Source organism: Microbacterium sp. NPDC097977, assembly GCF_040302605.1.
GTDB lineage: Bacteria > Actinomycetota > Actinomycetes > Actinomycetales > Microbacteriaceae > Microbacterium.
The window spans coordinates 1-23,504 of the sequence record NZ_JBEOUR010000030.1; the positions used below are offsets into that span (position 1 = coordinate 1).

General features: G+C 68.9%; 27 protein-coding genes. 13 read left to right on the forward strand and 14 right to left on the reverse strand.

Annotated elements, in window-relative coordinates:
• Positions 1 to 45: 45 nt before the first annotated feature.
• Positions 46 to 1,074: a class II fructose-bisphosphate aldolase gene (gene fbaA / locus ABTZ43_RS08720; RefSeq protein WP_045255567.1), complete on the reverse strand. Its 1,029-nt coding sequence runs from the start codon at positions 1,072 to 1,074 to the stop codon at positions 46 to 48.
• 185 nt (positions 1,075 to 1,259) lie between these two features.
• Between fbaA and glpX the strand changes: the two genes are divergently transcribed.
• On the forward strand, positions 1,260 to 2,246 hold the full coding sequence (gene glpX, locus ABTZ43_RS08725) for a class II fructose-bisphosphatase (RefSeq protein ID WP_215174296.1): 987 nt from the start codon (positions 1,260 to 1,262) through the stop codon (positions 2,244 to 2,246).
• A gap of 158 nt (positions 2,247 to 2,404) precedes the next feature.
• Positions 2,405 to 2,704: a hypothetical protein gene (locus ABTZ43_RS08730; protein ID WP_056416079.1), complete on the forward strand. Its 300-nt coding sequence runs from the start codon at positions 2,405 to 2,407 to the stop codon at positions 2,702 to 2,704.
• 25 nt (positions 2,705 to 2,729) lie between these two features.
• Here ABTZ43_RS08730 and ABTZ43_RS08735 read toward each other — a convergent pair whose 3' ends face one another.
• The gene (locus ABTZ43_RS08735; protein ID WP_350538523.1) at positions 2,730 to 4,100 is read right to left on the reverse strand and encodes a DNA recombination protein RmuC; all 1,371 of its coding nucleotides are present in this window, start codon (positions 4,098 to 4,100) and stop codon (positions 2,730 to 2,732) included.
• A 43-nt stretch (positions 4,101 to 4,143) separates the two neighbouring features.
• Positions 4,144 to 4,734, reverse strand: coding sequence for an exonuclease domain-containing protein (locus tag ABTZ43_RS08740; protein ID WP_056416083.1), 591 nt, complete (start codon positions 4,732 to 4,734; stop codon positions 4,144 to 4,146).
• Between the two features lie 59 nt (positions 4,735 to 4,793).
• Here ABTZ43_RS08740 and ABTZ43_RS08745 point away from each other — a divergent pair, with 59 nt between their 5' ends.
• From ABTZ43_RS08745 to ABTZ43_RS08765, 5 genes are all read left to right on the forward strand, one after another.
• The gene (locus tag ABTZ43_RS08745) at positions 4,794 to 5,543 is read left to right on the forward strand and encodes a class I SAM-dependent methyltransferase (protein ID WP_350538524.1); all 750 of its coding nucleotides are present in this window, start codon (positions 4,794 to 4,796) and stop codon (positions 5,541 to 5,543) included.
• Between the two features lie 57 nt (positions 5,544 to 5,600).
• Positions 5,601 to 6,674 carry a redox-regulated ATPase YchF gene (gene ychF, locus ABTZ43_RS08750; protein WP_350538525.1) on the forward strand — a complete coding sequence of 358 codons (1,074 nt, stop codon included), beginning with the start codon at positions 5,601 to 5,603 and terminating at the stop codon, positions 6,672 to 6,674.
• A 35-nt stretch (positions 6,675 to 6,709) separates the two neighbouring features.
• Positions 6,710 to 7,117, forward strand: coding sequence for a hypothetical protein (locus ABTZ43_RS08755; protein WP_056419374.1), 408 nt, complete (start codon positions 6,710 to 6,712; stop codon positions 7,115 to 7,117).
• A 64-nt stretch (positions 7,118 to 7,181) separates the two neighbouring features.
• Complete coding sequence (locus ABTZ43_RS08760; protein WP_056416090.1) at positions 7,182 to 7,691, forward strand: DUF4279 domain-containing protein; 510 nt, start codon at positions 7,182 to 7,184, stop codon at positions 7,689 to 7,691.
• A 4-nt stretch (positions 7,692 to 7,695) separates the two neighbouring features.
• The gene (locus ABTZ43_RS08765) at positions 7,696 to 8,259 is read left to right on the forward strand and encodes a hypothetical protein (RefSeq protein WP_056416093.1); all 564 of its coding nucleotides are present in this window, start codon (positions 7,696 to 7,698) and stop codon (positions 8,257 to 8,259) included.
• Between the two features lie 91 nt (positions 8,260 to 8,350).
• Here ABTZ43_RS08765 and ABTZ43_RS08770 read toward each other — a convergent pair whose 3' ends face one another.
• Complete coding sequence (locus ABTZ43_RS08770) at positions 8,351 to 9,457, reverse strand: N(5)-(carboxyethyl)ornithine synthase (RefSeq protein ID WP_056419378.1); 1,107 nt, start codon at positions 9,455 to 9,457, stop codon at positions 8,351 to 8,353.
• A gap of 266 nt (positions 9,458 to 9,723) precedes the next feature.
• Between ABTZ43_RS08770 and ABTZ43_RS08775 the strand changes: the two genes are divergently transcribed.
• Positions 9,724 to 10,284 carry an alpha/beta fold hydrolase gene (locus tag ABTZ43_RS08775; RefSeq protein ID WP_045255560.1) on the forward strand — a complete coding sequence of 187 codons (561 nt, stop codon included), beginning with the start codon at positions 9,724 to 9,726 and terminating at the stop codon, positions 10,282 to 10,284.
• Between the two features lie 5 nt (positions 10,285 to 10,289).
• Positions 10,290 to 10,826, forward strand: coding sequence for an isochorismatase family protein (locus ABTZ43_RS08780; RefSeq protein ID WP_253385776.1), 537 nt, complete (start codon positions 10,290 to 10,292; stop codon positions 10,824 to 10,826).
• A 50-nt stretch (positions 10,827 to 10,876) separates the two neighbouring features.
• Here ABTZ43_RS08780 and ABTZ43_RS08785 read toward each other — a convergent pair whose 3' ends face one another.
• Positions 10,877 to 11,545 carry a hypothetical protein gene (locus ABTZ43_RS08785; protein ID WP_350538526.1) on the reverse strand — a complete coding sequence of 223 codons (669 nt, stop codon included), beginning with the start codon at positions 11,543 to 11,545 and terminating at the stop codon, positions 10,877 to 10,879.
• 33 nt (positions 11,546 to 11,578) lie between these two features.
• On the opposite strand from ABTZ43_RS08785, the gene ABTZ43_RS08790 reads away from it, so the two are divergent.
• Positions 11,579 to 13,243, forward strand: coding sequence for an ABC-F family ATP-binding cassette domain-containing protein (locus ABTZ43_RS08790; protein ID WP_350538527.1), 1,665 nt, complete (start codon positions 11,579 to 11,581; stop codon positions 13,241 to 13,243).
• Between the two features lie 3 nt (positions 13,244 to 13,246).
• Here ABTZ43_RS08790 and ABTZ43_RS08795 read toward each other — a convergent pair whose 3' ends face one another.
• The 3 genes from ABTZ43_RS08795 to ABTZ43_RS08805 form a co-directional block, all read right to left on the reverse strand.
• Positions 13,247 to 13,591, reverse strand: a complete 345-nt coding sequence (locus ABTZ43_RS08795; protein ID WP_056416103.1) for a LysR family transcriptional regulator — start codon at positions 13,589 to 13,591, stop codon at positions 13,247 to 13,249.
• A 129-nt stretch (positions 13,592 to 13,720) separates the two neighbouring features.
• Positions 13,721 to 14,020 (reverse strand): hypothetical protein, encoded by a 300-nt coding sequence (locus tag ABTZ43_RS08800; RefSeq protein ID WP_056416108.1) that lies wholly within the window; start codon positions 14,018 to 14,020, stop codon positions 13,721 to 13,723.
• 76 nt (positions 14,021 to 14,096) lie between these two features.
• Positions 14,097 to 14,666, reverse strand: a complete 570-nt coding sequence (locus ABTZ43_RS08805; protein ID WP_350538528.1) for a GNAT family N-acetyltransferase — start codon at positions 14,664 to 14,666, stop codon at positions 14,097 to 14,099.
• Positions 14,667 to 14,796: 130 nt separating this feature from the next.
• Between ABTZ43_RS08805 and ABTZ43_RS08810 the strand changes: the two genes are divergently transcribed.
• Positions 14,797 to 15,339 (forward strand): Dps family protein, encoded by a 543-nt coding sequence (locus ABTZ43_RS08810; protein WP_056416111.1) that lies wholly within the window; start codon positions 14,797 to 14,799, stop codon positions 15,337 to 15,339.
• A gap of 21 nt (positions 15,340 to 15,360) precedes the next feature.
• Here the strand turns inward: ABTZ43_RS08810 and ABTZ43_RS08815 are convergent, their stop codons facing one another.
• Positions 15,361 to 15,873: a DUF6328 family protein gene (locus tag ABTZ43_RS08815; protein ID WP_314096001.1), complete on the reverse strand. Its 513-nt coding sequence runs from the start codon at positions 15,871 to 15,873 to the stop codon at positions 15,361 to 15,363.
• Positions 15,874 to 15,978: 105 nt separating this feature from the next.
• Positions 15,979 to 16,554, reverse strand: a complete 576-nt coding sequence (locus ABTZ43_RS08820) for a 1-acyl-sn-glycerol-3-phosphate acyltransferase (protein WP_253385782.1) — start codon at positions 16,552 to 16,554, stop codon at positions 15,979 to 15,981.
• A gap of 91 nt (positions 16,555 to 16,645) precedes the next feature.
• On the opposite strand from ABTZ43_RS08820, the gene ABTZ43_RS08825 reads away from it, so the two are divergent.
• Positions 16,646 to 16,792 carry a hypothetical protein gene (locus ABTZ43_RS08825; RefSeq protein ID WP_162247462.1) on the forward strand — a complete coding sequence of 49 codons (147 nt, stop codon included), beginning with the start codon at positions 16,646 to 16,648 and terminating at the stop codon, positions 16,790 to 16,792.
• A 52-nt stretch (positions 16,793 to 16,844) separates the two neighbouring features.
• On the opposite strand, the gene ABTZ43_RS08830 is transcribed toward ABTZ43_RS08825, so the two are convergent.
• Positions 16,845 to 18,326, reverse strand: a complete 1,482-nt coding sequence (locus ABTZ43_RS08830) for an MDR family MFS transporter (protein ID WP_350538529.1) — start codon at positions 18,324 to 18,326, stop codon at positions 16,845 to 16,847.
• A gap of 205 nt (positions 18,327 to 18,531) precedes the next feature.
• Here ABTZ43_RS08830 and ABTZ43_RS08835 point away from each other — a divergent pair, with 205 nt between their 5' ends.
• Positions 18,532 to 20,571: an ABC transporter ATP-binding protein gene (locus ABTZ43_RS08835; RefSeq protein WP_502885355.1), complete on the forward strand. Its 2,040-nt coding sequence runs from the start codon at positions 18,532 to 18,534 to the stop codon at positions 20,569 to 20,571.
• 11 nt (positions 20,572 to 20,582) lie between these two features.
• On the opposite strand, the gene ABTZ43_RS08840 is transcribed toward ABTZ43_RS08835, so the two are convergent.
• Genes ABTZ43_RS08840 through ABTZ43_RS08850 form a run of 3 tightly spaced genes read right to left on the reverse strand, consistent with a single transcriptional unit; the run spans position 20,583 to position 23,501 of the window.
• Positions 20,583 to 21,356: an SDR family NAD(P)-dependent oxidoreductase gene (locus ABTZ43_RS08840; RefSeq protein ID WP_149423380.1), complete on the reverse strand. Its 774-nt coding sequence runs from the start codon at positions 21,354 to 21,356 to the stop codon at positions 20,583 to 20,585.
• A gap of 20 nt (positions 21,357 to 21,376) precedes the next feature.
• Positions 21,377 to 22,324, reverse strand: coding sequence for a glycosyltransferase family 2 protein (locus tag ABTZ43_RS08845; protein WP_350538531.1), 948 nt, complete (start codon positions 22,322 to 22,324; stop codon positions 21,377 to 21,379).
• Between the two features lie 40 nt (positions 22,325 to 22,364).
• The gene (locus ABTZ43_RS08850) at positions 22,365 to 23,501 is read right to left on the reverse strand and encodes a cysteine desulfurase family protein (RefSeq protein WP_350538532.1); all 1,137 of its coding nucleotides are present in this window, start codon (positions 23,499 to 23,501) and stop codon (positions 22,365 to 22,367) included.
• Between the last annotated feature and the right edge of the window lie 3 nt (positions 23,502 to 23,504).

The window sequence follows — 23,504 nt, forward strand, 5'->3', positions numbered from 1 at the left end:
CCGACCGGATCGGTCGGGGGCATCGTCGTGTTTCGCGTCTGCGGGTCAGCTCTGGGACTGGCCGTACGAGCCGAGCTGACGCGTGGACTCGAGCACGCGAGCGGCCATCGCCGTCTCGGCGACCTTGCCCCAGGCGCGGGGGTCGTACAGCTTCTTGTTGCCGACCTCGCCGTCGACCTTGAGCACGCCGTCGTAGTTCTTGAACATGTAGTCGGCGATCGCGCGCGTGTAGGCGTACTGCGTGTCGGTGTCGATGTTCATCTTGATGACGCCGTTGGCCACCGCGAGGGCGATCTCGTCGTCGGTCGAGCCGGACCCGCCGTGGAAGACGAGGTCGAGCGGCTTCGCTCCGGTGTTGTACTTCGCGGCGACCTGCTCCTGGATCTCTCCCAGCAGCTCGGGCCGCAGCTTGACCCCGCCCGGCTTGTAGACGCCGTGCACGTTGCCGAACGTCAGGGCCGCGATGTAGCGACCCTGCTCGCCGAGACCGAGCGCCTGAACGGCCTGGTCGACATCGGCGAACGTGGTGTACAGGGCCTCGTTCGAGCCCTCGTGCTGCACGCCGTCCTCCTCGCCGCCGACGACGCCGATCTCGACCTCGAGGATGGCGTTGATGTTCTTCATGCGGGGGAGCAGATCCTTGGCGATCTCGATGTTCTCCGCGAGCGGGACGGCCGAGCCGTCCCACATGTGCGACTGGAAGATCGGGTTGCGTCCGGCCTTGACCTCTTCTTCGGACGCGGCGATCAGCGGCTCGACGAAGCCGGCGAGGGCGTCCTTCGGGCAGTGGTCGGTGTGCAGGGCGACGGTGACCGGGTAGTTCTTGGCGACCTCGGTGGCGTAGCGGGCGAAGGCGAGCGCGCCGGTCGCGCGTGCCTTCACCGTGTGGCCGGCGAAGTAGTCGGCACCGCCGGTGGTGACCTGGATGATGCCGTCGGAGCCGGCCTCGGTGAGGCCCTGCAGGACGGAGTTGATCGTCTGCGAGCTCGAGACGTTGAAAGCCGGGTACGCGAAGCCGCCGGCCTTCGCGCGGTCGAGCATTTCGGCGTACTGATCCGGGGTGGCGACGGGCATGAGAAACTCCTGCGATAGGGGAAGCCGGGACAGCAGTCACTCTATCGGGGCTGGCTCGCGGATGTCGTCGACGCCGGTCGGCGTCCGATCTCCGCCATGCTCTCCTGTTAAGAAACGAGATTCCTTCAGCTCCGGACGGACGAAAACAGCCCCGTCGGAGCTGTTCCGATGGCTAGGCTGGCCGCATGGTGAGTCTGACTGCGGATCTGAGCCCTCTTCGTCCCGATCGAAACCTCGCGATGGAGCTGGTGCGCGCGACCGAGGCGGCGGCGATCCGTGCCGTGCCTTTCATCGGTCGGGGAGCCAAGGAGGCTGCCGACGGTGCGGCCGTCGATGCGATGCGTGCCTTCCTCGGGACTGTCGCGTTCCAGGGCCGGGTGGTCATCGGTGAGGGCGAGAAGGACAACGCCCCCATGCTCTTCAACGGCGAGGAGGTCGGCACCGGTACGGGGCCGGAGTGCGACATCGCGGTCGACCCGATCGATGGGACCTCCCTCACCGCCGCCGGACGACAGAACGCGCTCTCGGTCATCGCGGTGTCTGACCGCGGATCGATGCTCGACGCGTCGAGCGTGTTCTACATGGACAAGCTGGTCACGGGACCAGCGGGCGTCGGAGTCGTCGACATCCGCCTCCCGATCGGCGAGAACATCCGCAAGCTCGCCGGAGCGCTCGGCAAGCCGGTGGACGAGATCGTCGTGTCGGTGCTGAATCGCCCCCGACACGAGAAGCTGATCCAGGAGATCCGGGATGCGGGTGCCGGAACCCGCCTGATGAGCGACGGCGACGTCGCCGGTGGCATCAATGCCGCGCGTCATGCCGCGCGCACCGACATGTGCGTCGGCGTGGGCGGAAGCCCGGAGGGCATCGTGACCGCCTGTGCGATCAAGGCGCTGGGTGGGCACATCCAGGGACGCCTCTGGCCGCGCGATGATGACGAGCGTCAGCGGGGCATCGATGCGGGGCTCGACATGGACAAGGTCTACGAGGCCGATGATCTGGTGCGCGGTGACAACACGATCTTCGTCGCCACCGGTGTCACGGACGGTCAGCTCGTGGCCGGGGTGCGGCGCGAGGGCGGCTACATCTACACCGAGAGCGTCGTGCTGCGCGGGGCCTCGGGAACACTGCGCAGGATCGCGTCGGAGCACCTCGTCTCGAAGTGGCTCTGACACGGTAGGTCTGATCGCGCCACGGGCATCGTTACCGACCCGGTATCGCGTCGCGGGGCACTGAACCGGGCTTCCTCCGGTCGCCGTGTCACAATTGACACTGGATTTGTCGCCGTCGACGGAGCCGCCAGGCACCGCAGGCACAGGAGGGCAGACCGATGACAACGCAGCACACGAGTGGCTCCAAAGCCACTCCGACCAAGATCGTGACGACGAGCACGGGGCGCATCATGCGTGTCAGGGTCGACGAAGCGGGCGCGCCGATCGCGAGCAACGTCCCTACGCCGCCGGTGGTCAAGGCCCCCGTCATCGCGGATCCCGCGCGTCGCGCCGACGTCCTCTTCCGCGTCCGTCGCGACGAAGGTCATGAACTCAGCTCCTGGTGGATGATCGGCGCTTTCGTCGTCACCAGCGGCCTCGTCATCCTGCTGCTCAGCGGCGTTCCGGGTATCGCCTGACGACACCTCGCGACGGCATCGCCCGTCAGCGGTGTCCGTTCAGGGATCCGTCCGGGGCCGAGAACGGCTGTTTCGTGTTCTCCGCGTCAGAGTTATCCGTGTCAGCGCTCTCTGCGTCAGGGATCTCCGTGTCAGTGCTCTCTGGGTCGTCGCGATCCACGTCGTCGAGACGCGTACGGATCTCGCCGACGTCGGCGATCATCGCCGCGTCGTCCTGATCACGGGCCTCGACGAGTTCGGGCGCGGTGAATCTGCGTGTCTGCGCGGCGATGGTCGGGGGAGCGGCATCGAGGGTGGTGGCGCTGATGCCCGGGAACTGCCGTGCGGTCACGAGAACCCTGTTCTCGAGCGACCCGGCGAATCGGTTGTAGCTGTCGACGGTGCGCTCCAGTGCTCTTCGCAGATCGTCGGCGTGGCCGGCGAGCACGCCCAGACGGTCGTAGAGCTGCGTGCCGAGGGTGAGGAGTGCACGGGCCTCGGTCGAGACCTCCTGCTGGGTCCACGTGTACGCGACGGTCTTGAGCACTGCCCACAGGTTCACGGGGGAGGCCAGGGCGACCCGCCTGCTGAAGGCGTAGTCGAGCAGCGTCGGGTCTTCGTCGATGGCGGCGGCGAGCAGCGATTCACTCGGCAGGAAGCAGATGACGAACTCGGGGCTCGAGTCGAGCCCCGCCCAGTACGCCTTCTTCGCGAGGGCATCGACATGGGCGCGGACCGCCTTCACGTGCTTCTGCATGTGCTGTCGGCGCTGTGCCTCGTGCGCGTCGCCCGGCGGCAGCGCGGAGGCTTCGAGGTAGGCGTCGAGCGGCACCTTCGCATCGACGGCGATGGAGGCACCGCCGGCGAGCCGGATCACCATGTCGGGTCGGCCCCGACCCTGATCGGACGAGATGGTCGTCTGCAGGTCGAAGTCGACGTGCCGGGTCAGCCCCGCGGCCTCGACCACCCGACGCAGCTGCGTCTCGCCCCACACCCCGCGCGTGGCCGTGGACTTCAATGCCCCGGCCAGGGACTCGGTGGTCGCACGCAGCGCCTCGTCGGACTCCTGCGCGCGGCGCAGCTGCTCCGCGAGCGAGCCGAACTGCGCGTGACGCTCCTGCTCGATGGCAGAGACCTTCTGCTGCATCTGCTGCAGGCTCTCGCGCACCGGTGCGAGCGCGGTGAGCACCGCGTTCTGCTGCTGCACCCGCTGCGCCTCGGCGCGCTGCTCGCCGCGGGCGTGCTCCACGGCATCTCGGTACAGGTCGTACTGACGGTCGCGATCGTCTCGTGCGGCCACCAGCTCGGCACGCGCCGTGGCGAGGTCGGCCGCCCCGCGGAAGGCGTGGAGATACCAGCCGACAGCGACGCCGGCCACCAGTGCGGCCAGGAGGAGAACCATCGTCAGAGCGTCCATGTCTCCATGATGCGCGCGACCACGGACATTCGTCCGTCACGACTCAGGCGACAGCGCGCTCCGGGACTGCGGCGGGCTCGGTCACGCGTAGCGACAGCGCTGCGGCGAGGCCGAAGATGTCGGGGGACGCGGTCCGGCGAGCGGCATCCATCACGATGTGGGCGCAGGCGAGAGCATCCGCGAGCGCATCGTGATGCGAGAAACCGGTGAATCCTGCGGCTTCGGCCGCCTTTGGCAGACGATAGGAGTCGAGGTCGTAGACCTTCCGGGCCACCTGCAGGCTGCACAGCGAGCGGTAGGGCGGGCACTCGCTCCCGGTCGCCTCCGAGGCACGGCGCAGGACGTTGAGATCGAAGCCGGCGTTGTGGGCGACCAGCACGTCGGCTCCGGCGAACTCGCACAGGCGGTCGAACTGGTCGACCCAGGTCGCGGCCGAACGCACATCGTGAGCGCGGATGCCGTGGATCCGGGTGTTCCACTCCTGGAACTCGTCGTGCCCGGCCGGCGGACGGATCAGCCATCCCGCGGTGGCGACGACCTGACCGTCGCGGACGCGGACGAGCCCGACAGAACAGGCGGAGGCGGGGCTGGAGTTCGCGGTCTCGAAGTCGATCGCAGTGAAGTCCAGGGGCACATCCCCACTCTCTCCCGAGCATCCTGACGCCCGAGGAGGACTCGCCGTAGGCTGGCGATATGAATGCAGACAGGGCGACGTCGTTCGGTGCCGAGGCAGAGAACTACGAGGCCGGGCGACCCGAGTATCCCTTCGAGGCCGTCGCCTGGATGCTCGAGCGGATGCCGCAGGGTGCCCGCCGGATCGCCGACGTCGGAGCGGGGACGGGCAAGCTCACGCGGGTGATCCGCCAGGCGCCCGGTGCCGAGGTCGTGGCGGTCGACCCCGATCCGGAGATGCTCGCCGCGCTGCGGCGGAGCGTTCCCGGCATCCCGACCTTCCAGGGGTCGGCCGAGCACATGCCGGTGCCGGATGCGAGCCTCGATGCCGTGACGCTCGGCCAGGCGTGGCACTGGGTCGAGCCGCTCGCGGCATCCGTCGAGCTCGGCCGGGTGGTGCGCACCGGGGGAGTGCTCGGCCTGATCTGGAACATCCGCGACGAGCGCGTCGAGTGGGTGCGTCGGCTGACCGACATCATGCACAGCAGCCCGGCCGAGAACATGGTCAACGGCCCCGAGTCCGAAGGACCGCGCATCGCCGAGCCGTTCGGAGAGGTCGAGTCGCAGCAGTGGGAGTGGAACCGGACGATGACGCGCACGCAGCTGCACCGGATGGCGCTCTCCCGCAGCTACCTCATCACCGCCCCGGTCGAGGAGCGCGCCGAGATCATCCGGCACATGGACGCACTGTTCGACGAGCTCGGGCTCGAGGGCGAGGGCACGATCGACCTGCCGTACGTCACGCACGTGTTCCGCGCCGTCCGCGGCTGAGTGGGGATCGCCCGGCACGCAGGGGCGGGGCATCCGCGACCGGTAGACTCGACCCCCGTGGCTCTCACTATCGGAATCGTCGGTCTGCCCAATGTCGGCAAGTCCACCCTCTTCAACGCCCTGACAAAGAACGACGTGCTCGCGGCGAACTATCCGTTCGCGACGATCGAGCCGAACGTCGGGGTGGTCAACCTGCGCGATCCGCGTCTCGACACGCTCGCCGAGATCTTCGGCAGCGAGCGCATCCTGCCGGCCGCCGTGTCGTTCGTCGACATCGCCGGCATCGTGCGCGGAGCGAGCGAGGGCGAAGGCCTCGGCAACAAGTTCCTCGCGAACATCCGTGAGGCGGATGCCATCGCGCAGGTCGTCCGCGGCTTCGCCGACGACGACGTCGTGCACGTGGACGGCGCCGTCAACCCGGCATCGGACATGGAGACGATCAACGCCGAGCTGATGCTCGCCGACCTCGAGACGGTGGATCGCGCGATCTCCCGCTACGAGAAGGAAGTGCGCGGCAAGAAGATCGAGCCGGTCGTGCTCGAGACCGCCGTGGCCGTGAAGGACGCCCTCGAGCGCGGCGTGCTGCTGTCGGTCGCCGGCATCGACCTCACCCCGGTGCGTGAGCTGGGCCTGCTGACGGCCAAGCCGGTCATCTTCGTCTTCAACGTCGACGAGGCCGTACTGACCGACGACGCTCGCAAGGCGGAGCTCGCCGCCCTCGTCGCCCCGGCGAAGGCGATCTTCCTCGACGCGAAGATCGAATCCGAGCTCATCGACCTCGACCCCGAGGATGCCGCCGAGCTGCTGGCCTCGACCGGCCAGGACGAGTCCGGTCTCGACCAGCTCGCCCGCATCGGCTTCGACACCCTGGGCCTGCAGACGTACCTGACGGCCGGTCCGAAGGAGGCGCGCGCCTGGACGATCCCCAAGGGATCGAAAGCACCGCAGGCCGCCGGCGTCATCCACACCGACTTCGAGAAGGGCTTCATCAAGGCGGAGATCGTCTCGTTCGCCGACCTCGTCGAGACCGGATCCGTCGTCGAAGCGCGAGCCAAGGGCAAGGCACGCCTCGAGGGCAAGGACTACGTCATGCAGGACGGCGACGTCGTGGAGTTCCGCTTCAACAACTGAGCGGGACCAGTTGGTCGTCAGTGATGGACCGGAAGATGTACGAGCCGAACGGGCTGCTGTCGCGCCTTGTCGGCGAGAGGATGTACTCCGTCGAGTTCGTCCTCAACGACTATGTGCAGTTTCGGTTCGACGGATCGCCCGGCGCGGGTGACCCGGTCACGCTCAATTGCTACGTCTGGCCCCTGATCGAGTTCGATGGACGCACGTGGAGCGAGAAGGACGCCGGATATGCGGATGCCCTGCGCAGGCTGACGCCCGGTACGGTCGTTTCGACAACGGAACAGACGGGATCAGGCGTTCGAATCGCCCTGGACACTGGCGCACTTGTCATCCACCCGACGCTCGACGACATTCACGTGGAGATCGCGGAGATCAGCGGATTCAAAGACGGCGCATCGATGGTGTGGCGTCCCGGTGAAGAGAGCTTCGAGGACTTGGTGTGAACGGCGACGTCGTGGAATTCCGCTTCATTAATTGAGGTCGGGCGGATCCAAGTAAGCTTCGTCGATGATCCAGAGCAACAGGGCGTCGCTCAGCATCCACAGCGACACGAAGACGGTAGCCGAGATCTCCGCGATGCTCGGAATGGAGCCTACTCACTGGGGTGACAAAGGCGATCTCACCCCTGCCGGGCGGGCCGGTCGGAACTATGCGCCGGAGCGTCTGACACATCAGCGGACCTACTGGTCGCTCACCGAGACAATCGATGAACCGAGCACCGAGGATCAGACCGGCTTCTCCGCACTTCGCGCGTTGGTGGTGAGACTGGAACCCAAGGCGCAGGCGCTCATGGATCTACGCCAAGGCGGCGAAACCGTGCTCTGGTGGTCCGGAGACTCCGACAGCACGCAAGGTGGATTCGTGCTGGAGGCGGACCTGATCAGCTCCCTTGCCATGCTGGGGTGTGATGTCTTCGGGACCGCGTATCTCACCGAGGACGACGAGGACGAGGATGCGATGAGGGACAGCGACGTCACTGAGTTCGGTATCGGAAGTACACCCACGAGCAAGAACTGATCCGATGGTTTCGCGGCGGTTGCACAAGGCGCTCCAACGGGCGCAGGACACGAAGTCGATTCTGCGCATCGAACGCAAGCCGAAGTTCGCCGATCGGGTCGATGGCATCGTGCTTCGAATCGGCGAGCAGTGGATTCTGATGGCGCAGACCGCCGACGGCGGGTACTTCGACGGGTACGTCCTGCTCCGATTGCGCGATGTCGCGCGTCTCACGCCTGACGAGACATTTGCCCACGAGTTCGTCAGGTTTCAGCCTGAGTGGCCGCCTTCCTTCCCCTTCGACGTCGATCTGGACGACACTGCGTCCGCCCTCAGCGGGTTTGCGCGTCAAGGCGAATTGGTCGGGATTCAGAAGGAGAATGAACGCAGCGCGATCTGGATCGGCACTCCGGATGATGTGACTTCGCGCTACATCTACCTGAACGAAGTTCGACCAGATGCCACGTGGCATCCTCGACCGCTCGGCTACAAGCTGCGGTCGATCACGATGGCTGAGGTGGGTACGCGGTACCTCATCGGGCTATCGGAGGTCGCAGGGGCGGGTGCCTCGTCGGTTCGAGCCGACTAGGACGGCGACGTCGTGGAGTTCCGCTTCAACAACTGAGTGTCTCTCCTCGTCCGGCGCAGGCCGTCGTGCACCCGACCGTGCGGGAGATCCGCTAGGCCGAGCGCGGATGAGGGTAGGCGGCGTCGCGTCCCTGGAAGCTGAGGATGCTCGGGTTCTGCACGACGCCCTCGCGGATCTCGATCGCGCGCGTGAGGGTGGTGTTCTCCGCCCAGGCGTCGGGACCCTCGAGCACGGTGCGGAGGAACGGCAGCAGGGCCTCGCTGATGTCCCACGTCGCGGAGTTCCACAGGTACGACGGGCTGTGATCGACGGCGTAGTAGTTCACGCCCTGACCGACCGTGAACATCGGCTCATCGAACGTCGTCGGCGTGGCCCATTCGAACCCCATGCCCTCATCGCACGAGACGTCGACGATCAGGCTGCCCGGCGTGAAACGGCTGAGGTCCTCGGTCCGCAGGTATGTCAGCGGTGCCGCGACATCCTGGAACGTGCAGTTGACGACGATGTCGTACCGGGCGAGGAAGTCGGGGAGCAGCACCTCGCCCTCCTCCGTGCTGACCTCGCTGAGGTGGGTGGGGCCGTCGTCGGTGTTGAGCTGGGTGAGGTGGGCGTTGTGGATGGGGGAGCCCACGGCCGCTGCCCCGCGCTGCGTGAGCACCTCGATGTCGTGGACTCCGTGCGCGTTGAGCGCGGTCACCGCTCCTCGGGCGGTGGCCCCGAAGCCGATCACGACCGCACTCAGCCGGGGTCCGTAGTCCCCGGTGGACCCGACGAGGCTCATCGCGTGGAGCACCGAGCAGTATCCGGCGAGCTCGTTGTTCTTGTGGAAGACGTGCAGGCTCATATCGCCCTGCGAGGTCCAGTGATTCATGGCCTCGAACGCGATCAGCGTGAGGCGGTTGTCGATCGCGGTCTGCGCGAGCTCCACATCCTGCACGCAGTGCGGCCAGCCCCACAGGATCCGCCCCTCGGGGATCGCGGCGACATCAGCCAGCTGCGGCTTGGGCAGCAGCAGGACGTCGGCGGATGCGAGGACCTCCGCCCGGTCTGCGACTCGCCCCACCCGCGATTCGATGTAGCCGGGCTCCAGCTGGAAGTCCGACCCGTAGCCGTGCTCGACGATCATCCGGGCGCGCACATCGGCGTCGATCCGGTCGAAGTGGTGCGGGTGGATCGGTAGACGCCGCTCGTTCTCCATGGACGAGCTCGCCAGCAGGCCGAGGCTGCGGAGTCCGTCATTCGATGATGTGGTGTGAGCGGTGGACGTGCGTGTCGTGTCGGACAACGGGTTCCCATCTTCGGGGAACCAGGGTCAGCTCCTGTGCTGACTCTACGCCCGAAGTCACGCGGCCCTCGCCGCAGGCGGGATACGCTTGTTCGCGCAGGGTCGGCCGCGACTGTCAGATCAGCTCCGCGCAGCCCGCTCGACACCCCCACCGCGACGGCACGAGGAGAACGACGCCCATGACCGACACCCAGATCTTCGAGCCAGACGGCCGCGCCATCCCCTTCGTGGACGAGGGAGACGGACCCGTCAAGCTCGTGCTGATTCAGGAGCAGGGCCTCGCGGCCGACGTGCTGGGCGTGGCCGCCCACTACCTCGCCGAGGAGGCGGGATTCCACGTCCTGCGCATCGGACACCGTGCCGGTGACGCATCGCTGGAGGAGCGTGTCGACGACGCGATCGCCGTGATCGACCACGTCGGCATCGACGACACCTGGATCGGTGGACACGGCTTCGGCGGGACGATCGCCCGCGCCCTCGTCGCCGCACACTCCGACCGGGCCAACGGACTGCTGCTGCTCGGCGTCGAGGACGTCGACGTCGCCGTGGCACCGGCGATCCCGGTGCTGATCGTGCAGGCCACCGAGGACACCGACACCCCTCCCGCGAATGCCGAGGCGCTGCATGCGACGATCCCCGACCGTTCGAGCATCAAGACGATCGCGGGTGATCACCTGTTCCCGATGCATCACCCCATCGAGACCGGCGTGATCATCGAGGAATACCTGGACTGGGACTGAACCCGGTGACCTCGGGCGAGCGCACCGTCGTCCTCGCGATCGACCTGCAAGCCGGGGTGATGCCCGGATGCCACGACGAGCAGGGCGTGCTCTCGCATGCCGCTGCGCTGGTCGATCGCGCTCGTGCAGCTCACGTTCCCGTGGTCTGGGTGCATCACGACCCCGTCGGAGTGGGCACACCCGAGTGGGAGCTCGCGACGCCACTGCACCGCGCCGAAGGCGAGCCGCTGGTGCACAAGAGCTACCGCGACTCCTTCACCGACACCACGTTGAGGGAGACGCTCGACGCGCTCGGCGCGACGCACCTGGTGATCACCGGGGCGCAGTCGGACTTCTGCGTGCGCACCACGATGCAGCGCGCTGCGGCGGAGGGCTACGACGTCACGCTCGTGAGCGACGCGCACACGACGGTCGACACCGAGTGGGACGGCGTGCCGATCTCGGGAGAGCAGATCGTCGCGCACACGAACATGTACTTCTCCGGTCTGCGGTACCCGGGCCAACGGTTCGCGATCGCCACGCACGACCGAGTCGCGCTCTGAGGGCGGCTCGCGCCCTACCCGGATCCCGTGGATCCGCGCGTCTCAGCGGCTCACAGGTCGCTGTAATCGTTCGAGGGTGACTGGATCTCGGAGACCAGGTCCCCGTCGAGGGAGACGAGCACGAACATGATGCCGACCTCGCCCGGGCGCGACAGCGAGGTCGTCCCCTCCACCTCCTGATGCCCGACGCCGACCTGTTCGGCGATGCCGTCCCCGTCCTCATCCCAGACGTCCCATCCTCCGGCACTCACGACGTCGGTTCGCGACGATCCGACGGCGAGCCCGTCGTCGGTGGTGATCGCGACGCCGTCGACGGTGGGAGCCGTCGCGGTGACCGTCGCGCTACCGGTGCCACCGGCATCGGTGACGACCATGAGGCCGTTCCATTCGTAGCGGACGAGGTCGATCTCGTAGCCGGGTGGGCTCTCGAGCTCGACCGGTGCGGGGAGTTCGCCCGTCGCATCTTCGAGCAGGGCGAGCACGCTCGCCGCATCCTCGAAGGGGGCCGTCGCCGTGTCGTCGCCGTCGACGTACTCCACGCCGTCGATGGTGATGACCAACTGAGCGGCGACTGCGGGGGTGGGCGTCGACGAAGGAGGGCTGGACGGCGGTGTCGTCGCGCTCGGCGACGCCGCTTCCTGCCCGGACTGCGGCGCACAGGCGGTGAGCAGCACGACGCTGGTGGTGAGAGCGAGCAGAAGTCGGACGCTACGGTGCATGGGCCCGATGCTAGCGCCTGACAGACTGGTGTGATGACCGCCACCCTCGTCGCCCAGGACCTCGCAGGTGGCTATGGTCACCGCATCCTCTTCGAAGGCCTCGACCTGACCGTCGCTCCCGGAGACGTCATCGGGGTCGTGGGCGCGAACGGAGCGGGCAAGTCGACGCTGCTCCGGATCCTCGCGGGGGTTCTCGCTCCCGCTGACGGAACGGTGTCTCTCGCTCCGACCGACGCCTTCGTCGGCTGGCTGCCGCAGGAGCACGATCGGATCGAGGGTGAGACGGTCGCCGAGTACATCGCGCGACGCACGGGGTGCGCCGCGGCGACACGCGAGATGGATGCCGCGGCTGCCGCCCTCGGCGATCCGTCGCTCGCCCCTGCGGGCACGGACCCCGCAGACACGTATTCGCTGGCCCTCGACCGCTGGCTCGCCAGCGGCGCCGCCGACCTCGATGAGCGCATCCCCGCGGTGCTGGCGGATCTGGGGCTGCCCAGCGGAGGTCGCGTCTCGGACGAGGCGCTGATGACCGGTCTGTCCGGCGGGCAGGCCGCCCGCGTGGGGCTCGCCGCCCTGCTGCTCTCGCGCTTCGACATCGTCTTCCTCGACGAGCCCACGAACGACCTCGACCTCGACGGACTCGACCGTCTGGAGTCGTTCGTCCGCGGGCTCCGCGGCGGGGTCGTGCTCGTGAGCCATGATCGCGAGTTCCTCGCGCGCAGCGTCACCCGGGTGCTCGAGCTCGACCTCGCACAGAACTCGCATCGTCTCTACGGGGGAGGATACGACGCGTACATCGAGGAGCGCGCGGTCGTGCGTCGCCACCTGCGGGAGAAGTACGACGAGTTCGCCGACAAGAAGGCCGACCTCGTCGCGCGCGCCCGCACCCAGCGCGAGTGGTCGAGCCAGGGCGTGCGCAACGCGATGAAGAAGTCTCCCGACAATGACAAGATCAGGCGCAAGGCATCGACGGAATCCAGCGAGAAGCAGGCCCAGAAGGTCCGCCAGATGGAGAGCCGGATCGCCCGCCTCGACGAGGTCGAGGAACCGCGCAAGGAATGGCAGCTGGAGTTCACGATCGGCTCCGCCCCGAGATCGAGCAGTGTCGTCTCGACACTCAACTCCGCGGTGCTGCGGCAGGGTGACTTCACGCTGGGCCCCGTGTCGGTGCAGGTCGATGCCGGTGACCGGATCGGGATCACCGGTCCGAACGGCGCGGGCAAGTCGACGTTGCTTCGCGCCCTGCTCGGGCGGCAGGAGCCCGTCGAGGGCAGCGCCGCACTCGGCAGCAGCGTGCAGATCGGCGAGATCGACCAGGCCCGATCGTTGCTGCTCGGCGACGAGCCGCTCTCCGAGGCGTTCGAGGCCGCCGTGCCGGAGATGGCGTCTGCGGAGGTGCGGACGCTGTTGGCGAAGTTCGGACTCAGGGCCGACCACGTGACCCGGCCGGTGTCGGGCCTCTCACCCGGGGAGCGCACGCGGGCGGCGCTGGCGCTGCTGCAGGCCCGTGGAGTGAACCTGCTCGTGCTGGACGAGCCGACGAACCACCTCGATCTCGCGGCGATCGAGCAGCTCGAAGAGGCGCTCGAGTCCTACACCGGCACGCTGCTGCTGGTCACCCATGATCGACGGATGCTGGAGGCGGTGCAGACGAACCGGCGGTGGAGCGTCGCGGACGGACGCGTCGAGGAGCGCTGAGCGTCAGCGTCCCTGACGCTTCTTGTAGGGCTTGGGCTGCCCCTTGACGATCGGGGCCCGGCCCTTGCCCTTCGAGGCCTTGGCCTTGCCGCCCGCGGGAGCGACCGTCTTCGGTGCGGGCGGGGGAGCAGCGGCGACGGTCTCCTTCGCCTCGACGAGGAACAGCTCGCCGACACTCGTCAGGCGTGGTGTCCCCTCGCGGTTGACGAGTGCGTGACCGACCTCGTCCTCGAGCTTGTCGAGCGACGTGTACAGCGACGCGAGGGGGATGCCCAGCTCTTTCGCCGCACGGGGGAAGTGCAGCGTCTCGGCGAGCACGACGTACCGGCGGAGCAGTGCGATCTTCATGCGGGGGAACGGTCCTTCTCGAGCTGCGACGATCGCGGCTCTGGTTCTAACCTACGCGAGCGGGAGGCGCGGTCACTCCGCACGCACGGATGCCGCGACCCGAGGGCCGCGGCATCCGGTGCACCGTGCTCAGGCGACCTGGGGGAGGACCGCGAAGGAGACGGAGCCCTCATCGTCGACGCCGGCGTCGAGGATCTTGTCCTCGAGCGCGGCGGCGGCGGTCTCATCGAGGAAGAGGCGCGTGCCCGACACCTCGACGACCCGGTCTTCGGGCTCGGGGTCGGGGGTGACCAGGACCGCGAGCCTGGCACCGCCGTCGGGTCCGGGTGCCGGGGTGGAATGGATGCGGAGCCCCGCATCGGTGGCGTCGGTCTGACGGCTGACCAGGGTGTTGACGATCGCGGTGGCGTTGTCGGTGAGGGTGAGCACGAGACTCTCCTTCCGGTTGCGGTCACGACGCGGTTGCGGCGCGTTCGGGACACGATTCCGAACCCCGCCGCGCGATTCAACCCGACGCGCCCCGTTCGGAGGGGTCTCCCACCTGATGCAGAGGTTTTCTCAGGAAGACCTGCTCGGTGCCGTCCCCCTGCGGGATCCGCTCGTGCTCGCGATACCCGACCGATTCGTAGAGCCGGATGTTGGCCTCGCTCAGGCTGCCGGTGAAGAGCTCGGCGACCTCGGCCGACGACGACCGCTCGGCGGCGTCGAGCAGCCTGCGTCCGATGCCCTCGCCCTGGGTGTCCGGGGCGATGGCGATCCTGCCGATCAGCAGCACGCCGTCATCCTCGACGAAGCGGATCGCGCCCACCAGCCTGCCGTCGATGCGGGCGGTGAGACCGTCGCCCGCCCGCAGCTCCGCCTCGACCTCCGCGAGCGTCTGCGTGAGCGGGGGCATGTCGGCGCTGCCGTAGATCTGCGCCTCCGACACGAATGCGGCGCGCTGCAGCGTGAGCACCTCTCCCGCATCCGATTCCGTGATCGCGGCGATCACGACCTCCGGGTGGGCGTCCTGCGCGCCGGCATCGCCGGTCTGTGCTCTCTGGGTGTCCGATGTTCTCTGGGTGTCCGATCTCATCACTCCGCCACGATCCGACGTGCCGGAGGAGCCTGTCAACCCCCTCGATCGGCGGGGCGTCGCGGCGTTACGGTCTGTGGGCCGGGGCCTGCACGTCGCCCCGGATCCACTCACAGAGCAGGAGACACCCATGGCTGAGAAGACGAAGTCCACGACTGCCGCCTCCGCGAAGCGCGGCGCGAAGACGACCAGGCGTCAGAACGCGGAGAAGGGCTTCACCGCGTCCTCCGAGCTCGCCGGCAACCTCCAGACCGTGCTGGTCGACCTCATCGAACTCTCGTTGCAGGGCAAGCAGGCGCACTGGAACGTCGTGGGCCGCAACTTCCGCGACACGCACCGCCAGCTCGACGAGATCATCGACGCCGCGCGCGAGTTCAGCGACACCGTCGCCGAACGCATGCGCGCCCTGCACGCGGTGCCGGACGGCCGCACGGACACGATCGCGGAGACGACGTCGCTGCCGGCCTTCCCGGCCGGCGAGGTGTCCACCACCGACACGATCGATCTGATCACCGCGCGCCTGGATGCCGTCGTCGGCACGATCCGCGACGTCCATGACGCGATCGACGAGGAGGACCCGACCTCGGCCGACATCCTGCACGCGGTCCTCGAGAGTCTCGAGCAGTTCGCCTGGATGGTCAGCGCCGAGAACCGCACGCCCGCAGGCCGCTGAGCCGTCGCCGGTGGGTCGCTCTCAGGAGCGGCCCACCGCTCTGCGCACGAGACGCGGAAGGACGAGCGAGAGCAGTCCTATCGCCACCAGCGAGGCCACCAGAGCGATCAGCCCGGCGGTGCGATCCACGGTGAAATCGACGATGAGCGTCGTCACGCCGGTCGTGAGGGCAGCGATCACCACGAGGTCGATCTTCACGATGCCGGCCGCCACGCGCACCAGCTCGGGCTTGCGGCGTCGCCCGAAGGTGGCACGATGCATGCCGACGGGGGCGAGAGCGAGGATCGTCGCCAGCGCGGCGAGGCCGACCAGCACGACGTAGAGGTCGCGCTGGAGCTCGTCCATGTCCTCGAAGCGGGGCTGGAAGGCCACCGCGAGCAGGAAGCCGGTGAGGATCTGCGTCCCGGTCTGCATGACGCGCAGCTCCTGCAGCAGTTCGTCCCAGTTGCGATCGGCCCGCTCGTTGCGGGTCTCATCGCGTCCGTCGGCCTGATCGTCGAGCTCGTCCGGCGTCGTGCGCTGTTCGGGTTCCATACGGCCAGTTTCGTGGCGCAGGTCCGATCGTGTCCACAGTCTTGTGTGCGCACGACGGCGTGTGTGCGCGCGTGCGACGCCGTGCGTGCGCGACGGGCTCCGGTCTCAGCGCTCGCCGTCCTCCTCGCGCAGGCGCGGAACGGTCCGGCGCTCCGGGCGGAGCCCTGCCTTGTCGACGTAGAACGCACGGATCCGATCCATGTCCGCCGCGACGTCTCCTGTGAGATCGAGGGTGGGTCCGAGGCCGGTGGTCATGGTCGTGCGGTCGACGAAGCCGAGGGTCAACGGCATCCCGGTCTCGCGGGAGATCCGATAGAAGCCCGACTTCCAGTGCTCGTTACCGCCGCGAGTGCCGTCCGGCGTGATCACCAGTCCGAACACCGAGCCGGAGCGCACCTGATCGACCACGTCCGCCACCACACGGGCGGGGTCGGCACGATCCACCGGGATGCCGCCGAGTCGCCGCATGAGGGGACCGCGCCAGCCGCGGAACAGGCTGTTCTTGCCGAGCCAGTGCACCTCGATGCCCAGCTGCCACGAGATGGCGAGCATCAATACGAAATCCCAGTTCGAGGTGTGCGGCGCGCCGATCAGGATCGTCGGCCGAGACGGCGTCGTCTCGGCGGTCAGGGTCCATCGGCTGAAGGTCCAGAACACGCGGGCGAGGAGTCGTTTGAGCACTCGTCAACCGTAGAGGACGACGACCTCGCGTCTGCCGTGAGAGACGAGCGGATTCGACGCCTCCACCCCGCAGCAGGCGTAGCATCTAATGATGGCCACGTCACAGGACTCCGATGCGCAGGAAGCACCCGCGGTGCTCCAGACGATTCCGGACGCTCTGAACCTGCTCGAGGAGGGCGCCGTCGGATACTGCAGCGGCGGCGTCTGCCACATCCCCGCGCCGAAGACGCAGCAGTAGCGGACGCCGCCGCCGCGGTCGTCGTCGCTCGCCGGATCCGGCGAGCTGCGGATCAGTGCCCGCCGTGGGCCCCGCCAGAGACGTCGTCTGCGGGCTTGCGCACGAAGGCGCTCAGGGCCACCGCCGCCAGCGAGATGATCGCCGCGATCAGGAACGCCATGCGTGCACCGGGTGCCCCGGCCGCCGCGGTGGCCAGGCCCTCGGCCTCGCCCGCGTGCAGGATCGCCGAATAGGTCACGGTGAGCACTGCCACGCCCGCCGCGCCGCCGACCTGCTGCAGGGTGTTCAGCACCGCGGACCCGTGGGAGTACAGCGAGCGCTGCAGGGATCCCAGCGACGCCGAGAACAGCGGGGTGAACGACATCGCCAGACCCACCGACATCGCGGCCTGCACGATGATCAGCACCCACCACACGGTGTGCTCGCCGACCGTCGAGTAGTAGAACAGCGCGGCCGACACGAGGATCGTGCCGGGGATCAGCAGCGGACGGGTGCCGCGGGCGTCGTAGACGCGACCCATGACGGGGCCGAGCAGACCCATCAGCACGGATCCGGGGAGCAGGATCAGACCGGACTCGAGGGCGTTCAGACCCGCGACGTTCTGCAGGTACTGCGGCAGCAGCGTGAGAGTGCCGAACATCGACAGCGCGAGGATCGTCATGATGATGACCGAGAACGTGAAGTTCGTCGAGCGGAACACCCGCAGGTCGAGCAGCGCGTCGTCGACACGCTGCAGCACGAGCTGACGCCAGACGAACAGCGCGAGCGCGACGGCGCCGACGACGAGCGAGGTGATGCCCGCGGCCTCACCGGATCCGCCCTCGCCGCCGAACTGGCTCAGACCGAACACGATGCCGCCGAAGCCGAGCGCGGCGAGCGGGATCGACAGCACGTCGAGGGGCACCGCGCGCGTCTCGCCGAGATTGGTCATCCACTTCACGCCGATGAGGAGCGAGACCAGGGCGATCGGCAGGATGATCGCGAACAGCGCGCGCCAGTTCAGCGTCTCGAGCACGGCGCCGGCGACGGTCGGGCCGATCGCGGGTGCCAGCGAGATGACGAGGCCGACGCGGCCCATCATGCGTCCTCGCGACTGGGCGGGCACGACGTTCATGATCGTCGTCATGAGCAGCGGCATCATGATGCCGGTGCCGGCGGCCTGGATCACGCGACCGGCGAGCAGCACCGCGAATCCTGGCGCGACCAGGGCGACGAGGGTGCCGAGGGAGAAGAAGCTCATCGCTGCGATGAACACCTGCCGCGTGGTGAAGCGCTGCAGGATGAAGCCGGTGGTCGGGATGACGACGGCCATGGTGAGCATGAACGCACTCGTCAGCCACTGGCCGAGCTCGGGCGGGATGCCGAGATCCGCATTGAGATGCGGGATGGCGATGCCCATGGTCGTCTCGTTGAGGATGGCGACGAACGCCGCGACGAGGAGCAGCCAGATGACGCGCATGTCGCTGCGCGCGATCTCACCCGTCGGCGCGGAAGAAGTGGGCGTGGGGATCGAACCGGTGTCGACGGCAGACATACGGCCTCCAAGGCACGCGAGAAGAGGGGGAGGGAGGGTGCACGCGAGAGCGTGGACCATTCAGCGTAACGGCAGGCATCGACATTTCATTCCGGATCCGTACGAATCCGCTGCACCCGCTCGGACGCCGGTGCCTGCGTCGCCTGCCGGTTCAACGCCGTCGGATCCGACCGTCCGCCGCCCTGACTACGCTGGCGGGATGAGCATGGGTGGAGGACGCGGCGGGTTCCGCGGCGTCGACGAGGACGCGCAGCGTCGACTCAACGCCGAGGCACCGCGCATCAGCGGGCTGGGAGCGCGGGCGGTCGCCCTGTTCCGGCCCTACCGCTGGCGGATCCTCTGGACCGGGGTGCTCGTGATCCTCGGCGCCGGCATCGCGGTGATCCCTCCGCTGATCGTCCAGCGCATCTTCGACGAGGGTCTGTTCCCGGTCGACGGCGGAGGACCGCACCTCGACCTGCTGGCCTGGCTCGTCGGCGGCATGGTCGTCCTCTTCCTCGTCTCCGCGGCCCTGGGCGTCGCCCAGACCTGGTTGACCTCGACGGTCGGCAACAACGTCACCGGAGATCTGCGGGTGCGGCTCTTCGAGCACCTGCAGGCGATGGAACTCGGATTCTTCACGCGGACGAAGACGGGCGTGATCCAGTCGAGACTGCAGAACGACGTCGGCGGTGTGTCCGGTGTGCTCACCAACACCGTCACCAGCATCCTCGGCAACGTCGTCACGGTCATCGCCTCCCTCGTCGCGATGATCCTGATCGACTGGCGACTCACGCTGATCGCGGTCGTGCTGATGCCGTTCCTCATCGTGGTGCAGCGACGCGTGGGACAGGTGCGGGCTCGGATCGCCGGCGAGACGCAGGAGTCCCTGTCGGAGCTCACCTCGATCACCCAGGAGACGCTGAGCGTGTCGGGGATGCTGCTGTCCAAGGCGTTCAACCGTCAGCGCACCGAGTCGCAGCGCTACCAGGCCGAGAACCGCAACCAGGTGACGCTGCAGGTGCGCCGGGCGATGAGCGGTCAGGGCTTCTTCGCGGTCGTGCAGGTGCTGATGGCGAGCGTCCCCGCCGTGATCTACCTGGTGTCGGGGTATCTGATCGCCGGCGGCACCGGCGCGATCACGGCCGGCACCGTCGTCGCGTTCACGACGGTGCAGGCACGCCTCCTGCAGCCGCTGATGGGGCTGATGCGCGTCTCCCTCGACCTGCAGACGTCATCGGCGCTCTTCGCGCGCATCTTCGAGTACCTCGATCTGGTGCCGGAGATCCAGGACGCGCCCGACGCGATCACCGTCGCCGATGCTCCGGGGCCGCGCGGCCGGATCGAGTTCGACGATGTCGTCTTCCGCTACCCCGATGCGGCGGCCGACGCGCGACCGACCCTCCAGGGCGTCTCCTTCGTCGCCGAGCCGGGGCAGCATGTGGCGTTCGTCGGCCCGTCGGGCGCAGGCAAGACCACGGTCCTCTACCTGGCGCCGCGCCTGTACGAGGCTGCGGGCGGTGCGGTGCTCTTCGCGGGCGCCGACGTGCGCACGCTCACCCAGGAGTCGATCATCGACCAGGTCGGCATCGTGTCGCAGGAGACGTACCTGTTCCATGCCACGATCCGCGACAACCTGCTCTACGCCCGTCCGGAGGCGACGGAGGACGAGCTGATCGCGGCATGCACGGCCGCGAACATCCACCACATCATCGCCGGATTCGAAGACGGGTACGACACGATCGTCGGCGAGCGCGGCTATCGCCTCTCCGGCGGCGAGAAGCAGCGCATCGCGATCGCTCGGGTGCTGCTGAAGGATCCGCCGGTGCTGCTGCTCGACGAGGCCACCTCCGCGCTCGACACCGTGTCGGAGCGTGTCGTGCAGGAGGCGCTCGACGAGGCGGCCAAGGGACGGACGACACTGACCATCGCGCACCGACTGTCGACCGTGATCGGCGCCGACGTCATCCACGTGCTCGAGGCCGGCCAGATCGTCGAGTCCGGCACCCACTCCGAGCTGATCGCCCGGGGCGGCCTCTACGCGGAGCTCGCGGCGCAGCAGGTCGCGGCGTCACGGGTGATCCAGACCGAGGCCGTCGTCGAGAGCGCGGTCACCGGCGGTGTGCGGGCGGCGCTGCCAGACCGCCGGGCCGATCGGGCACCCCGCGATTCCGCGGGGGCGGATGCGGTCGCCGCGCTCACCGCGCCGGTGCCGCTGCTCGACGTGACCCGCGCGGACGAGAGGGTCCACCCGGCGGAGGACTGAGCGCCGGATCGTCAGTGCACCGACAGACCGCCGTCGACGAACAGCGAGTGGCCCGTCACGTATCCCGATCCCGCGCCCGCGAGGAAGACGGCCGCCGCGGCGAAGTCCTCCGGCAGTCCGTTGCGGCCGATCATGGTGCGCGCGGCCAGAGCGGCGATCTGCGCGGGGTCCTCCTGCAAGCGCGCGTTGAGCGGCGTGAGCACGAACCCCGGCACGAGGGTGTTGCTCGTCACGCCGGTGCCGCCCCAGGCCTCGGCCTCCGACCGCATCAGAGATTCGACCGCGCCCTTCGAGACGCCGTAGACCCCGCTGCCGACGAACGCGCGGTGGGCCTGCTGGGAGCTGATGTGGATCAGTCGGCCGAACCCGCGTTCGGCCATGCCCACGGCATAGCGCTGCCCGAGCAGCAGCGGGGCGAGCGTGTTCACGGTCATGCTCGCGTCCCAGTCGGCCTCGGAGATCTCGGCGAACGGCGGCCGGATGTTGATCCCTGCCGAGTTCACCAGGATGTCGGGTTCTCCGAACGGCTGCGCGGCGGCCTCGGCCAGAGCGCGGATGCCGGCTCGCGAGCTCAGGTCGCCGACGACACCCGCCGCACGGCAGCCGGCATCCGTCAGCTCTCCGACCGTCTGCACGATCCGCTCCTCGCCACGCGCGACGACGACGGTCGCCGCTCCGGCCCGTGCGAGGGCGGTGGCGATGCCGCGGCCGATGCCCGAGCTTCCTCCTGTGACCACGGCCGTGCGGCCGTCGAGCGCGAAGAGGTCGGCGAGGTAGTCGTTCATGAGTCTCCGGGGTTGCGGCGTCACCACGCCAGGGCGGCGGCGAGTGCGGGGTCGGGGTGCGCGTCGCCGAACTCGGGCAGCGCCTCGATGTCGGCGACGAAAGACGCCACGACCGCCGAGTACTCGGGGTCGGGATGGGTCGCGGCGATGTCGAGAAGGGGAGGCAGATCCATCGCGAGGATCAGTTCGAGTCGGGCGACGACCGCCGCGCGGGCTCCCGCCTCGTGCAGCACGCGGATGCCGCCGCGGAGCGCGGCGAGGTAGTCGCGCACCACCCGTAGCTGCGCGCGCCCCTGCGTGATGGACGTGCCGTCGGCACGCAGCCGCCACCGCACGACCGTGTCGGGGATCACGTCGAAGGCCCGAGCGCGGGTGTAGAGCAGCTGGGCGACGATCTGATCCTCGTAGGCGACACCCTCGGGGAACCGCACATCGCGCCACAGCTCGGTCCGGCTCATCTTCGACCAGGCGACGATGTTCGCACTCGCCGCGGGGTGCTCCAGGATCGTGGTGCCCATCCGTGCCGGCGACGTCGCCGCGGCCACCCAGGGCTGCACCCGACCGGGGAGGTAGCGTTCGCCGTCGAAGCGCGACCGCACGTAGGCCCCCGCGACCAGGTCGCTGCCGGTCTCGGCGAGCGTGCCGCTCAGGCGTTCGAGGGCGGTGGAGGTGAGCTCGTCGTCGCCGTCGAGGAATCCGACGAGGGGCGTGTCGACCAGGTCGAGCGCCGCGTTGCGAGCGGCGCCGAGACCACGGGACGCCGCGTGGGTGAGAGCCCGGAAGCGGCGGTCGGCGGCTGCGGCCGCCGCGAAGATCTCCCCGGTGTCGTCGGTGGACCCGTCGTCGACGAGGATCGCCTGCCACCGGCGCTCGGTCTGCGCCAGGAGCGAGTCGAGAGCGGCGGGTGCGAATCCGCCGATGTCGCGGCCGGGGACGATCACGGTCACGAGCGGTGCGGAGGCGGTCACGAGCCGAGTCTAGAGCCGCCCGCGCGTCGCACCCGTCCGCTCACCCGGCGACGGCGCGCACGGACTCGGCGACGAGGGCGGCGAGCCGTGGGGGAAGGTCGTCGGGCAGCGTCTCGCGACCGAAGGTGAAGCGCACCGCACTCTGTGCGACCGCGGGATCCACCCCGCAGGCGAGGAGCACGTGGGAGGGGTCGTCGCTCCCGGCCGCGCACGCGGAGCCGCTCGACGACACGACGCCCCGACGCTCGAGCTCGAGGAGCACCGCCTCGCCGCTCACGCCCGCGAAGGTGAAGCTCGCGGTCGCGGGGAGCCGGTCCTGCGGGTCTCCCGTCAGCACCGCCTGCGGAACGGCCGCGAGGATCCCGGCGATGACGCGACGCGTCGCCGCGCCCACCCGTGCGCTCGCCGCCTCACGCTCGGCCTCGGCCAGTTCGAGCGCGACGGCGAGACCGACGGCGCCCGCGACGTTCTCGGTGCCCGAGCGGCGACCGCGCTCCTGACCGCCTCCGTGCAGCAGGGGCTCGAGGGGGATGCGCCCTCGTACCGCCAGGGCGCCGATCCCCTTCGGGGCGCCGATCTTGTGACCGGCGATGGCGACGGCATCCGCGCCGAGTCCGGCCAGCGGCAGCCATCCCGCGGACTGCACCGCGTCGAGGTGCAGCGCGGCGCCCGTGGCATGCGTCACCGCGGCGAGTCCCGCGACGTCCTGGACCGTGCCGATCTCGTTGTTCGCATGCCCGACGGCGACCAGGGCCGTGTCCTCCCGCACCTGCGCGCGCAGAGCGTCGGCCGAGATCCGTCCGTGCGAGTCGACCTCCGGCATCGTCACCTCGACATCGTGGAATCGGCGCAGGAAGTCCGCGGACTCCAGGATCGACTCGTGCTCGATCGGCGAGACCACCAGGTGCCGGCGCCCCGCGGCGAGGGCGGCGAGCACGATCCCCTTCACCGCGAGGTTGTTCGCTTCGGTGCCACCCGCCGTGAACACCACATCACCTGTCCGCATCCCCAGCACGCGCGCGACCCTCGCCCGTGCGTCGTCGAGCGCCGACGCCGCCTCCTCGCCGTAGGTGTGATGGCTCGACGGATTGCCGAACGTCCCGGTGAGGTACGGGCGCATCGCGTCGAGCACCTCCGGTCGCACCGGGGCCGTTGCAGCGTGGTCGAGGTAGAGCATCCG

Bases quoted from the DNA above. Each gene is read 5' to 3' on its own strand.
- ABTZ43_RS08730 (WP_056416079.1), top strand. From the start codon at position 2,405: ATGACAACGCAGCACACGAGTGGCTCCAAAGCCACTCCGACCAAGATC.
- ABTZ43_RS08830 (WP_350538529.1), bottom strand. From the start codon at position 18,326: ATGTCTGCCGTCGACACCGGTTCGATCCCCACGCCCACTTCTTCCGCG.
- ABTZ43_RS08755 (WP_056419374.1), top strand. From the start codon at position 6,710: ATGTACGAGCCGAACGGGCTGCTGTCGCGCCTTGTCGGCGAGAGGATG.
- ABTZ43_RS08770 (WP_056419378.1), bottom strand. From the start codon at position 9,457: ATGGAGAACGAGCGGCGTCTACCGATCCACCCGCACCACTTCGACCGG.
- ABTZ43_RS08815 (WP_314096001.1), bottom strand. From the start codon at position 15,873: ATGGAACCCGAACAGCGCACGACGCCGGACGAGCTCGACGATCAGGCC.
- ABTZ43_RS08840 (WP_149423380.1), bottom strand. From the start codon at position 21,356: ATGAACGACTACCTCGCCGACCTCTTCGCGCTCGACGGCCGCACGGCC.
- ABTZ43_RS08810 (WP_056416111.1), top strand. From the start codon at position 14,797: ATGGCTGAGAAGACGAAGTCCACGACTGCCGCCTCCGCGAAGCGCGGC.
- ABTZ43_RS08850 (WP_350538532.1), bottom strand. From the start codon at position 23,501: ATGCTCTACCTCGACCACGCTGCAACGGCCCCGGTGCGACCGGAGGTG.
- fbaA (WP_045255567.1), bottom strand. From the start codon at position 1,074: ATGCCCGTCGCCACCCCGGATCAGTACGCCGAAATGCTCGACCGCGCG.
- ABTZ43_RS08765 (WP_056416093.1), top strand. From the start codon at position 7,696: ATGGTTTCGCGGCGGTTGCACAAGGCGCTCCAACGGGCGCAGGACACG.
- ABTZ43_RS08805 (WP_350538528.1), bottom strand. From the start codon at position 14,666: ATGAGATCGGACACCCAGAGAACATCGGACACCCAGAGAGCACAGACC.
- ABTZ43_RS08745 (WP_350538524.1), top strand. From the start codon at position 4,794: ATGAATGCAGACAGGGCGACGTCGTTCGGTGCCGAGGCAGAGAACTAC.
- ABTZ43_RS08790 (WP_350538527.1), top strand. From the start codon at position 11,579: ATGACCGCCACCCTCGTCGCCCAGGACCTCGCAGGTGGCTATGGTCAC.
- glpX (WP_215174296.1), top strand. From the start codon at position 1,260: ATGGTGAGTCTGACTGCGGATCTGAGCCCTCTTCGTCCCGATCGAAAC.
- ABTZ43_RS08735 (WP_350538523.1), bottom strand. From the start codon at position 4,100: ATGGACGCTCTGACGATGGTTCTCCTCCTGGCCGCACTGGTGGCCGGC.
- ABTZ43_RS08825 (WP_162247462.1), top strand. From the start codon at position 16,646: ATGGCCACGTCACAGGACTCCGATGCGCAGGAAGCACCCGCGGTGCTC.
- ABTZ43_RS08785 (WP_350538526.1), bottom strand. From the start codon at position 11,545: ATGCACCGTAGCGTCCGACTTCTGCTCGCTCTCACCACCAGCGTCGTG.
- ABTZ43_RS08795 (WP_056416103.1), bottom strand. From the start codon at position 13,591: ATGAAGATCGCACTGCTCCGCCGGTACGTCGTGCTCGCCGAGACGCTG.
- ABTZ43_RS08835 (WP_502885355.1), top strand. From the start codon at position 18,532: ATGGGTGGAGGACGCGGCGGGTTCCGCGGCGTCGACGAGGACGCGCAG.
- ABTZ43_RS08775 (WP_045255560.1), top strand. From the start codon at position 9,724: ATGACCGACACCCAGATCTTCGAGCCAGACGGCCGCGCCATCCCCTTC.
- ABTZ43_RS08760 (WP_056416090.1), top strand. From the start codon at position 7,182: ATGATCCAGAGCAACAGGGCGTCGCTCAGCATCCACAGCGACACGAAG.